This is a genomic window from Clostridium sulfidigenes (assembly GCF_052067195.1).
GTDB lineage: Bacteria > Bacillota > Clostridia > Clostridiales > Clostridiaceae > Clostridium_J > Clostridium_J sulfidigenes.
Genome location: NZ_JBQHQR010000003.1, coordinates 275,281 through 286,425 on the forward strand (window position 1 = coordinate 275,281; position 11,145 = coordinate 286,425).

The window sequence follows — 11,145 nt, forward strand, 5'->3', positions numbered from 1 at the left end:
GAGAAAAACCATGATAGAAGTAATAAATCTAACTAAACAATTTTTAATAAAAGACAAAATTTTTGGTGTGAATAAAGGGGTTGTACATGCAGTAAATGGTGTTAACTTTAAAATAGAAAAGGGAGAGACTTTGGGTCTTGTTGGAGAGTCAGGAAGTGGTAAATCAACCATAGGGAGATTGATGTTAAGACTCTTAGAACCAAGTGACGGAAAGATATTCTTAGAAGGAAGAGATATTAGTACCATTAGCAACAAAGAATTCCGAAAGCTAAGAAAGAATTTACAAATAGTTTTTCAAAATCCCTATTCTGCATTAGATTATAAAATGACTATTGAAGATATTTTGATTCAACCACTTCAAATACACAATATAGTTAAGCCATTAGAATACAAAAAAGAGGTGTTAAGATTACTTGAAATGGTAGGATTATCAGCACAGGATGCTAATAAGTTACCTCATGAATTTAGTGGAGGTCAGAGACAAAGAATTGCAATAGCCAAAGCTTTGGCAACAAGACCTAAGTTTGTAGTATGTGATGAATCTGTATCAGCTTTAGATGTATCTGTTCAATCACAGATACTCAATCTTATTATGGATCTTCAAGAAGAGTTTGGTTTATCATATTTATTTATATCCCATGATCTAAGTGTAATAAGGCACGTTAGTAACAAAGTAGCAGTGATGTATCTTGGAAAAATAGTAGAAAAAGGTAGTGTAGATGATATATTTGACTCTCCAAAGCACCCATATACTGAAGCATTAATGTCTGCTTCACCAGTACCAGAGCCTAGCAGAAGCATTGATAGAATAAAGCTTCAAGGTGAAATACCTAGTGCAATGAATATACCATCAGGATGTGCATTCCACAATAGATGTCCTAAAAGAGTGGCTAAATGTGAAACTGTTGAGCCAGAACTTATAGAACTTGATAATGGAAGGTTAGTTTCTTGCCATTTATATGAAGATGGGAGGAGTAAAAATGAAAGCTGAAATATTAAAGGTGGTAACTAAAAAAGTTCTTATGAATATATTAATACTCCTTGTAATTGTATTTCTTGTTATAGCTGTAACAGGAATACCATTAGATTTTGATATAGTTTCATACAATGGAAAACACACACCTAATATGAATGTGGATGGAGTTATCGAAAACATAAGAAATAACTTTAAAATATTTTTGCGTGGTGAAGAATTTAATATTAAGGTTCAGGGAGAAACTATAGGACAACTATTACTTAAAACAGCAACTAAAAGCTTATTTATATTATTTTTTGGAACGCTTTTAGCAGTTGTTATTGGAATTCCTAAAGGAATTATAGATAGTAGAAAGAGGGAGAGGAGTGGAACAATAAAATTACTGCAATCTCTAATACCTCTTTCAATCCCAGATATATTAACAATAGTACTTGTACAGATGGGTGCTATATACTTATATAACAACGGAATTTCATTATTGGGTTTAGGGCCACTGCCAGCATTGGGAGATGAAGGATTTGTAAATGCAATTTACCCTATAATATCAATATCAATACTTCCAGCAGCATATATTGCAAGGATAACAGCTACTACAATAGAAGAAAATTTTGAAAAGCCATATATACTGGCAGCTAGGGGAAAGGGATGTTCTAGGGTTCAAATTATAAAAAACCACATGATGAAAAGCATAATTTATGGAGTGTTATCTGGATTTCCAACAGTTATGGGTATAATGTTTTCAAGTCTTATTATAGTAGAAAGATTATTTTACTTTAGAGGAATGGGATTTTATATGATACTTTTTTATACAACAGATTTGATTCCACCATATGAAGGTGGAATAGCCTTTACTACATTTATTTTATTTCTGGCGATTTTTTACTATTTTATTTTTCTGATTTTTAATGTGTTAAAAGATATTATATTACCTAAGACAAAATTTCATTAAGGAGGGATAAGATGACATTACTTCAGGTTAAGAATTTAAAAACATATTTTTATTTGAATGGAAAGGAATATCCTGCAGTAGATGATATAAACTTTACCCTAGATGAAGGTAAAACAATGGCGATTATCGGAGAGTCTGGAAGTGGTAAAAGTGTGACTGCTTTATCTATCATGGGGTTAATTGATGCTCCAGGAAAAATAATTCATGGAGAAATACATTATAAAGGAGAAAATTTGCTTAAAAAGAGTGAAAAGGCAATGAGACAAATAAGGGGAAATGAAATATCTATGATATATCAGGATCCAATGACAACATTAAATCCTATGAATAAGGTAGGAGAACAGATTGCAGAAGCTCTCATAATTCATAAAAAAGTTAGTAAGAAGGAAGCTCAAAAGGTTGTTATAGAGTTAATGAAAGCCGTTGGTATTACGGATGGAGAAGAAAGATATCATCAGCTCCCTAATCAGTTTAGTGGGGGAATGAGACAAAGACTTATGATAGCCATGGCAATAGCTTGTAATCCTAAAATATTAATAGCAGATGAACCTACAACGGCTTTGGATGTTACAATTCAAGCAGAAATTTTAGATCTATTACGTAAACTTAATAGTGAATACAATATGTCCATAATATTAAATACCCATGATTTGGGAGTAGTAGCAGAGATGGCAGATGAAGTGGTGGTTATGTATTGTGGAAAAATCATGGAAATTGCATCTAATAAAGAATTATTTGAAAATCCTATAAATCCATATACTAAAAAGCTTATGGAGTGTATTCCCAGAATAGATGATAAAAAAAGGAGATTAGATACAATTGAAGGATATGTTCCACATCTATCACAATTATCAAAGGGATGTAGATTTTCAGATCGTTGTCATGAAGCCTGTGATAAATGCAGAAGTGAATTGCCAGATTTAAAAGAGGTTTTTAAAGGACATTGGTCTAGATGCTGGCTTCATGAAGATTAGTTTAGGGTGTTTTTAAATAAATCATCTGAAAAAATAACATTTTATATAAAAGAAAATTCATGTAAATATAAATATGATTTGCTACCACAATTTTAGTGTTGGTAGCAAATTGTTTTTTTATTAAAATATTGACCAATATATATTATTGGTTTATGATATGGGCATAATATATAATTTTGAGGCACGAAATATTAATTTTATTTAAAGGGATGATAATATGTTGTCAAAAGAAATGGATGAATTGATTAAGCAACAGCAAGGTCAAGTGAAGAAGGAAAATTCTCAGATTCCTTACGGTGTTGCATTGCTTTTAATTACATTAATAATGTGTTCTATACTTTGGAAAAGCAAGTATAATTATGCTGTATGTTTAGGTGTAGGTGTTATAATTGGTATTATTTTAAGATATTCGAGATTTTGTTTTACAGCAGCATTTAGAGATCCTTTTATTAGTGGAAATACAAGAGGGTTAAGAGGGATGATACTAGCTATGATTGTAAGTACTGTAGGTTTTGCTGTAATTCAATCTGGATATATTCATAATAAAGGTATTGATTACAATTTGATTCCAGGAGCAGTTAGTTCAGTAGGTATTCATGTAATGATTGGTGCTTTTATATTTGGTATTGGAATGGTTTTAGCTGGAGGCTGTGCTTCAGGTGTATTGATGAGAATAGGAGAAGGACATGCTTTACACTGGGTTGTCCTTATAGGATTCATAATTGGAACCATACTAGGAGCTAAGGACTATTCTTTTTGGTATGAGCATTTTATTAAGGATGCTAAGACCATTTACTTTTTAGAACATTTTGATTTGAAAATTGTTGTTTTAGCGCAGATAGTTGTATTAATAATTTTATATAAATTAGCATTAAGGTATGAAAATAGACAGTTGAAATAATTGTAATGGAGGAACTTATATGACAGTAAGAAAGGTAGATTGTTTAAGCGAATTATGTCCTATTCCTTTGCTAAGGGCAATGCAGGAGCTTAAAACAATGGAGCCAGGAGATATTTTAATTCTTAATTGCGATCATAGTTGTGTAGCAATTGATATAGAGAAGTGGGCACTAGAAAAGGAATATCCCATACAGCTTGTGGAATTAGGTAGAGGAGAGTGGGAAGTATATATTCAAAAGCCAAAAGGAAAATAGGGGAGAGATAAAATGAAGTCTATAATAAAATATCTTAAGAAACCTTGGCCTTATTGGGTAGGTGGAATTTTATTAGGAGTAATGAATGTAATTTTACTAGGTCTAATTGGTATAAGTTGGCAAATAACTAGTGGTTTTTTATTATGGGGTATTGGCATACTACAATGGTTTGGGTTAGACCCTTTTAAATGGGAGTATTTTAGTCATTTTCAATCTTATTACGGTCCTATAATTTCCAATGGAAACATATTTATTAATCAATATACAATTTTAAATATAGGTGTTATTTTAGGAGCTTTAGTTGCAACGTTATTAGCTTCTCAATTTAAATGGAAGAAAATAAAGAGTAAAAAGCAGTTTATAATTGCACTTTTAGGAGGAATTATGATGGGATATGGAACTAGGCTTGCTGTTGGTTGTAACATTGGTGCTTTTTTCAGCGGCATACCATCATTTTCCTTACACGCTTGGGTTTTTGGTATTTTTGTAATGTTGGGTACATGGGTAGGAGTTAAGATTTTAGTTAAATTCTTTATATAAAAATGGAAAAGAGGACATGTGTCCTCTTTTTTTAACAAAAACCTCTTTTATTAGAAATTATAAAATCTACAAACATTTGCTCGTGCTTTGTAAGTGTATATTTTTTTCTTGAAGCTATATAATAACTGAAAGAAATTTTAAAATCCTCTACTTCAACGATTTGAATAGACTGTTTTTTTAGTTCTTGAGCAACTGTTAATTTTGGTAAAAAAGAAAAACCTTTTCCCGAAAGAATAGAAGACTTAATAGATTCGGGAGAATTTAAATCATAAATCACATTTAACTCTTCTACAGTTACATTTTTTTCTTTTAATGATTTTTCAATTACATATCTAGTTCCAGAATTTTGTTCTCGTAAAATTAGTGGAATATGTTTTAATTCTTCCATAGAAATTCTTTTAGGTGAATTATCACTATTTCCTACTAGCAAAAGCTCATCCGAAATAATAGGTTGAGTAGAAATATCATTTAACATTGGATCATGCTGAATGATTCCAATATTAATATCGTGTTCTTGTAGTTTTTGAATAACTTCCCTTGAATTTATTACCTCCATACGAATATCAACTTCTTCATGGAGATGTTTAAAGGTAAAAATACTACAAGGAAGAGCATATTCACCCACACTTTTGCAAGCACCAATCATTAACTTTGGTTGCTCTTGATGCAAGTTAATCAAATCTCTTTTAATATTTCCTTGAATAGAAAGTAAAGTATCTGCATAGTTAAATACTACTTTTCCTTCTTCTGTTAATTCTACACCTTTATTACTTCGATTTAAAAGATTTACACCTAATTCATTTTCTAAGCTCTTAAGCTGACCACTGAGACCAGGTTGGGTAAGGTGAAGAATTTGTGCTGCTTTTGAGATACTATTATATTTCACTGTTATATAAAATGATTCAAGATATTCAAGATTCATATAGTCACATCCTAAAAATAATTATACATATATTCTATTTTACTAGTATATTACACAGAAATAAATATATTTATTTTTATTAGGCATATTTTACAATTGGTTAAAGGAAAGTGTTATGGTATATAGCATTTAGTTTCTATGGAAAAAGAATAATATGTAATAGAATTTTATTATAAAGATAACACGTCATGATGTAAACGAAAACACAACCACTTTGCACCAAATATTGTTAAAAAAATCACACTGAATTTTAAATTAAAAGTATAAGGAGGAAAAAAATGAAAAAGACTGAACAAATTTTAGGATTTATAGGAATTTTAATAGTATTACTTTTAGGAAAGACATTATTAAAAACTGACATGCTATTTTTTAGACTTTTAGTGGGTGTGGGATTAGGTTATGCTTTATCTAGGGCTTATACAGGATTTGCAGGTAGTGTTAATCGTGCATTTAATACAGGATCAACAAAATTAATGAGGACACTAATGTTCTTGTTCTTTATCTCATCTTTATTGACTACTGCATTTTTATTCAAGGTAGATCCAGCTAGTTACGATCTGTGGATAAACCCAATTAACTTTGGTCTTATATTAGGGGCAATACTATTTGGGTTTGGTATGTCATTTTCATCATGTTGTGCATCAGGAGTACTTACGGACTTAATAACAGGTCTTCCTAGAGCGTTTATTACATTAATCTTCTTTGGGTTAGGAGTATTCTTAGGATTCCCTATACAAAATACTGTAGGATGGGTTAAGAACTCTTGGTTTTCAACTCCAGTAGGTGAAAAGTTGGCAGGAGGTGTATTCCTACCAGATCTATTTAAATGGGATGGTCTTGAAGGATATCTAGGTGCCTTAGTATTAATGGCATTATTTTGCGGATTAGTTGTGTTTATATCATACCGTTACGAGAGAAGTCGTAAGCAAAATAATACTTATACTGGTCACTCAATGGAAAAGGTACAGGATGAAAATGAAGTGTTAGACACTAAGAATTACAAGCTTTTAAGTGAAACAACATACAACAGATTATTTGTAAAACCTTGGACATTAGTGCAAGGGGCTGTAGTTATAGGGATATTATTTGCTTTGTTAATGGGAATTACTAAGGCTGGATGGGGCGCATCTACTCCTTATGGAATATGGTTTGGTAAATTCTTGATGATATTTGGAGTTTCACCAGAATCTTTGGCAGCCTTTACTCAAATGCCAGCAAAGGCGTATCTTGTTCCATTCTTTGAACATGCTGTTTCAGTGCAAAACTTTGGAATACTCATTGGAACTAGTATATACTTGTTAACTGCGGGTAAGTTTAAGAAAACATTTATGTCAGAGATGCACATTACAGTAAGAGAAGTATTACTATATGCACTAGGCGGAATTACTATGGGATTAGGTACTAGACTTGCTAATGGATGTAATGTAGGAGCATTATATACTCCAATTGCAAATTTCTCACTTTCCGGTTGGATTTTCTTAATTTTCATGGTAATTGGTGGTATTGTAGGAAATACACTAGCTAAAAGACTATTTAAGCAACATTAAAAGGAGGTATCATTGTTATGGGTAAAAGAATTTTAATTATTGGAGGAGTTGCTGGAGGAGCTTCAGTTGCAGCAAGAGCACGTAGAATTGATGAAGAAGCAGAAATAATTATGTTTGAGAAGGGACCTCATGTATCTTTTTCTAACTGCGCTTTACCATTTCATTTAAGTGGCATGGTGGAAAATGGTGACGATTTAGTTTTAATGTGTCCAACACAGTTCAAAAATCAATATAATATTGAAGCTAGAGTTAATAGTGAAGTTATAAAAATTATAAGAGAAGATAAAAAAGTAGTAGTTAAGAACCTTCTTACAGGAGAAGAATATGAAGAGTCCTATGACAAATTAGTTTTATCTCCAGGAGCTAATCCAATATTGCCAAGAAGTATTGAAGGAGTAACAGGTTCCAATGTATTTACAGTAAGAAATGTAGTTGATATAAAGAAATTAAAGAATTATATTGATAGTAACAATATTAAGGATATTGCTGTTGTTGGCGGTGGTTTTATAGGGGTTGAAGTAGCGGAAAACCTATGTTTAGCAGATAAGAATGTAAGTCTTATAGAAGCACTTGATCAAATAATGAGTCCTTTTGACTATGATATGGCCCAAATACTTCACAAGGAAATGATGGATAAGGGAGTAAACCTTATATTAAGTGATGGAGTTAAGAAGATAGATGAAGACTTTGTAGAATTACAATCAGGTAAAAAGGTGGCTGCAAAAGTTGTAGTAATGGCAATTGGTGTTAGTCCGGAAACAGGATTAGCTAAGGATGCAGGACTTGAAATTGGAGTAACTGGAGGCATTAAAGTTGATCATAACTATTTGACTAATGATAAAGATATATATGCTGTAGGTGATGCTATAGAAGTTTATAATCGCTTAACACATAAAACTTCAAGGCTGGCTTTAGCAGGACCAGCTCAAAGACAGGCTAGGGCAGCAGCTGATAATATGTATAATATTCATCACAATAATAATGGAGTTATAGGATCATCTGTAGTTCAAGTATTTGATCTAGGAGCAGCTTCTACAGGATTAAATGAAAAAGCTGCTAAAGCAGCAGGTATTTCTTATGATTTTGTATACATTATTCCAGGAGATAAAGTTGGCTTAATGCCAGATAGTAATCCAATGCATTTCAAATTAATATATGAATATCCAACAGGAAGAATTCTTGGAGCACAGGCTATAGGAAAAGGAAATGTAGATAAGAGAATAGATGTAATTGCAACAATGATAACAATGGGTGGAACCTTAGAGAATTTAAAGGAATTAGAGTTATGTTATGCTCCTTTATTTGGAACAGCAAAAGATGTAGTTAATTTTGCAGCTTTAGTAGGACTAAATTTATTATATGGTAAGTTTAGACAAGTACCAGTAACAATAGTTAGGGAGTTAGTAGAAAAGGATGAATTCATTGTAGATGTAAGAGAGAAGCATGAATATGAACAAGGACATCTTAAGAATTCAGTAAATATTCCATTAAGTGAAATTAGAGAAAGAATGTCTGAAATTCCAAAGGATAAACCGGTATATTTACATTGTCGTTCAAGTCAAAGAAGTTATAATGCAGTAATGGCACTACAAAATAGTGGATATGATAATGTAATCAATATATCTGGTTCTTATCTAGGTATTTGTTGCTACGAATATTATCAAGATCAAGTAACAGGAAGAGCAAAGATAGTTACAGAATATAATTTTAATTAAGGATTGAATTTTATGAAGAAAAAGTTGAACAGAATAGACATATTAGCCTTAGCATTAGGAGCTATTATTGGATGGGGCTCATTTACCTTGCCAGGTTCAAAGTTTCTCCATGAAAGTGGTATTATTAGCACGGCCATCGGTTTTATACTTGGTGGTCTTGCTATTGTTTTTATACAAAAGGGTTATCACATAATGATGGAGAAGCATAATGAAGATGGGGGAGAATTCTCTTATACTTACAATAACTTAGGAAAGGGAAATGGATTTATAGTAGGCTGGTCCTTGACATTGTGTTATATAAGTATGGTTCCACTTAATGCCACAGCCTTTGTATTGGTGCTTAAAAGATTATTTGGTTCAGCAGTGGATTTTATATATCTATATCAAGTAGCTGGTTATCCAGTATACTTGTCAGAGGTTATCATTGCCAGCTTGATAATTCTTGTATTTGCTTATATTAATATCAAAGGATTGAAATTGAGTTCCATGGTACAGAACATCTTAATTTTATTAATGGTGGTAAATGTAATTATAGTGTTTGCTTTCATGTTTATGAAGGTAGACCACAGCTTGATTAGGGATACCTATATTAATAACTATAAGTTTAATATTACTGAAGTAGTAAAGGTTTTTGCTATAGTACCCTTCTTGTTTGTTGGCTTTGATGTAATACCGCAAGTATCCACAGATTTGAATTTTGAAGCACCAAAAGCTACAAGAATGGCATTACTAGCAATATTTGCTGGAGCACTTTTTTATAACCTATTAAATATTACAACAGGTCTAGTTTATACTCCAGAGAAAGCCTTATTGGAGCAGTGGGCTTTAGGGTCGGCAGTACTTGATAATATGGGATATATAGGCTTTATTCTACTAATAATATCCCTAGCTGGTGCAGTAGCAGGGGGTATAAATGGGTTTATGTTAGGGAGTAGCAAGTTAATTGGAGCTTTATCGAGATATAAACTTATCCCAGCAAAGTACAAAGAGAAAAATAAAAATGGTGTTTTCGAAAATGGAGTTAAATTTATAGCCGTAGTAAGTTTAATAGCACCATGGTTTGGTAGAGAAGTTATTATCTATATTGTAGATATGTCATCCTTACTAGCAGCAATTGCATATTTTTATGTATGTTATATTGGGTTTAAAAATTCAATAGGAGTTGACAAATATTTTTCAGCATTGGGGGCTTTTATAGGGCTAGTATTCATAGGATTATTGATAATACCAGGCTCTCCTGCAAGATTAAGTAAACCTTCTATGGTATTGGTGATTTTATGGGCAGTGTTAGGATATTTTTACTATAAGAAGTATTCAAAGACAATGAAATCAATTGATAATCATATATAAGTTTAAAAATAATTTCAAAAGTAAGTTATTCTTGAGAAATATGTTCATTTTTAAATATCATAGGAAAGTTAAATAAATTGGTGTTAGTATATTATAAAATATTATATAAGGCAGCCTGAAAAGTAGTTTCAGGTTGCCTTTTTATAGTTTAACAATATAAATCATAAGATATAAATAATCCTCAACATGTTAATAAATTGGTAATCATATAAATCATCCAGCATATAAATATAAAAAACATTGGAGGAATTAATAATGATAGATAGATATAATAAAACACCGTTATATATACAAGTAAAAGAAGAAATAACCAAGGCAATTATAAGTGGTAGATGGGAGGTTAATTCTCGAATTCCAACTGAAAGGGAACTGATGGAGAACTATGAAGTAGGTAGAGCTACAATAAGACAAGCTGTAGACTTATTAGTTAGTCAAGGGTATCTATATAAGAAACAAGGAATTGGTACCTTTGTTTTAAGAGATAAGCCTTCTTTGGGATTTGAGCCACTTATTAGTTTAACTTTTACATTAAGAACTAAGGGAATAAAGATTAGCAACAAAATACTAGATGAGAATTTTTTTATCCCAGGCGAGGAATTAACAAATAAGATGAGATGGAAAATGAATCAAAAGTGCCTTTATGTAAAAAGGTTAAGAACTGTTGAAGAAATCCCAGTAGCCATTGAGAATTCATATTTTTCACAGCGGTTTTCTAATGATAATAGTAAATTTGATTTTGAAAAATCCTTGGCAAGCATGATTATAAATGATTTAAAGGTAGATATATCAAAGGTAGATCAGACGATAACTATTAGAATTCCTAATAGCGAAGAAAAAAGTCTGTTAGAAATAGATGAAACTACAAGAGTATTAGTTATGGAAAGATGGATATATGAAAAAAATAATGAAGAACCATTTTATTATTTAAATTTTATAGTTCCAGAAAATTTATACTATGTACCTATGATAAATTATTGAAAATAAGTATTTATTTTATAGTTAAATCATAGTATATACA

At 31.3% G+C, this 11,145-nt stretch carries 11 protein-coding genes; 10 read left to right on the forward strand and 1 reads right to left on the reverse strand.

Translation table 11 applies throughout. The features are described from left to right. The first annotated feature begins 10 nt into the window (after window positions 1-10). From ACTNBA_RS05135 to ACTNBA_RS05160, 6 genes are all read left to right on the forward strand, one after another. The gene (locus tag ACTNBA_RS05135; RefSeq protein ID WP_346847657.1) at window positions 11-991 is read left to right on the forward strand and encodes an ABC transporter ATP-binding protein; all 981 of its coding nucleotides are present in this window, start codon (window positions 11-13) and stop codon (window positions 989-991) included. Further along, a complete protein-coding gene (locus ACTNBA_RS05140; RefSeq protein ID WP_441072910.1) occupies window positions 981-1,925 on the forward strand; it encodes an ABC transporter permease subunit in 945 nt (314 codons plus the stop codon). Before ACTNBA_RS05135 ends, ACTNBA_RS05140 begins: the two co-directional genes overlap by 11 nt. Before the next feature lie 11 nt (window positions 1,926-1,936). After that, complete coding sequence (locus ACTNBA_RS05145; RefSeq protein WP_035132123.1) at window positions 1,937-2,899, forward strand: ABC transporter ATP-binding protein; 963 nt, start codon at window positions 1,937-1,939, stop codon at window positions 2,897-2,899. A gap of 220 nt (window positions 2,900-3,119) precedes the next feature. After that, on the forward strand, window positions 3,120-3,800 hold the full coding sequence (locus ACTNBA_RS05150; protein ID WP_441072956.1) for a YeeE/YedE thiosulfate transporter family protein: 681 nt from the start codon (window positions 3,120-3,122) through the stop codon (window positions 3,798-3,800). 19 nt (window positions 3,801-3,819) lie between these two features. After that, window positions 3,820-4,053, forward strand: a complete 234-nt coding sequence (locus tag ACTNBA_RS05155; protein ID WP_035132122.1) for a sulfurtransferase TusA family protein — start codon at window positions 3,820-3,822, stop codon at window positions 4,051-4,053. Between the two features lie 12 nt (window positions 4,054-4,065). Beyond that, on the forward strand, window positions 4,066-4,593 hold the full coding sequence (locus ACTNBA_RS05160) for a YeeE/YedE thiosulfate transporter family protein (RefSeq protein ID WP_035132120.1): 528 nt from the start codon (window positions 4,066-4,068) through the stop codon (window positions 4,591-4,593). A 31-nt stretch (window positions 4,594-4,624) separates the two neighbouring features. Here ACTNBA_RS05160 and ACTNBA_RS05165 read toward each other — a convergent pair whose 3' ends face one another. Further along, window positions 4,625-5,515, reverse strand: coding sequence for a LysR substrate-binding domain-containing protein (locus tag ACTNBA_RS05165; protein ID WP_035132118.1), 891 nt, complete (start codon window positions 5,513-5,515; stop codon window positions 4,625-4,627). A gap of 278 nt (window positions 5,516-5,793) precedes the next feature. On the opposite strand from ACTNBA_RS05165, the gene ACTNBA_RS05170 reads away from it, so the two are divergent. From ACTNBA_RS05170 to ACTNBA_RS05185, 4 genes are all read left to right on the forward strand, one after another. Continuing rightward, window positions 5,794-7,062, forward strand: coding sequence for a YeeE/YedE family protein (locus ACTNBA_RS05170; RefSeq protein ID WP_441072911.1), 1,269 nt, complete (start codon window positions 5,794-5,796; stop codon window positions 7,060-7,062). Window positions 7,063-7,079: 17 nt separating this feature from the next. Continuing rightward, the gene (locus ACTNBA_RS05175; RefSeq protein WP_441072912.1) at window positions 7,080-8,777 is read left to right on the forward strand and encodes an FAD-dependent oxidoreductase; all 1,698 of its coding nucleotides are present in this window, start codon (window positions 7,080-7,082) and stop codon (window positions 8,775-8,777) included. 12 nt (window positions 8,778-8,789) lie between these two features. Beyond that, complete coding sequence (locus ACTNBA_RS05180; RefSeq protein WP_441072913.1) at window positions 8,790-10,127, forward strand: APC family permease; 1,338 nt, start codon at window positions 8,790-8,792, stop codon at window positions 10,125-10,127. Between the two features lie 255 nt (window positions 10,128-10,382). Beyond that, the gene (locus tag ACTNBA_RS05185) at window positions 10,383-11,105 is read left to right on the forward strand and encodes a GntR family transcriptional regulator (RefSeq protein WP_441072914.1); all 723 of its coding nucleotides are present in this window, start codon (window positions 10,383-10,385) and stop codon (window positions 11,103-11,105) included. Window positions 11,106-11,145: the final 40 nt, after the last annotated feature.

Coding starts and splice junctions, on each gene's coding strand:
- ACTNBA_RS05135 (WP_346847657.1), top strand. CDS start 11: ATGATAGAAGTAATAAATCTAACTAAACAATTTTTAATAAAAGACAAA.
- ACTNBA_RS05140 (WP_441072910.1), top strand. CDS start 981: ATGAAAGCTGAAATATTAAAGGTGGTAACTAAAAAAGTTCTTATGAAT.
- ACTNBA_RS05145 (WP_035132123.1), top strand. CDS start 1,937: ATGACATTACTTCAGGTTAAGAATTTAAAAACATATTTTTATTTGAAT.
- ACTNBA_RS05155 (WP_035132122.1), top strand. CDS start 3,820: ATGACAGTAAGAAAGGTAGATTGTTTAAGCGAATTATGTCCTATTCCT.
- ACTNBA_RS05160 (WP_035132120.1), top strand. CDS start 4,066: ATGAAGTCTATAATAAAATATCTTAAGAAACCTTGGCCTTATTGGGTA.
- ACTNBA_RS05165 (WP_035132118.1), bottom strand. CDS start 5,515: ATGAATCTTGAATATCTTGAATCATTTTATATAACAGTGAAATATAAT.
- ACTNBA_RS05170 (WP_441072911.1), top strand. CDS start 5,794: ATGAAAAAGACTGAACAAATTTTAGGATTTATAGGAATTTTAATAGTA.
- ACTNBA_RS05175 (WP_441072912.1), top strand. CDS start 7,080: ATGGGTAAAAGAATTTTAATTATTGGAGGAGTTGCTGGAGGAGCTTCA.
- ACTNBA_RS05180 (WP_441072913.1), top strand. CDS start 8,790: ATGAAGAAAAAGTTGAACAGAATAGACATATTAGCCTTAGCATTAGGA.
- ACTNBA_RS05185 (WP_441072914.1), top strand. CDS start 10,383: ATGATAGATAGATATAATAAAACACCGTTATATATACAAGTAAAAGAA.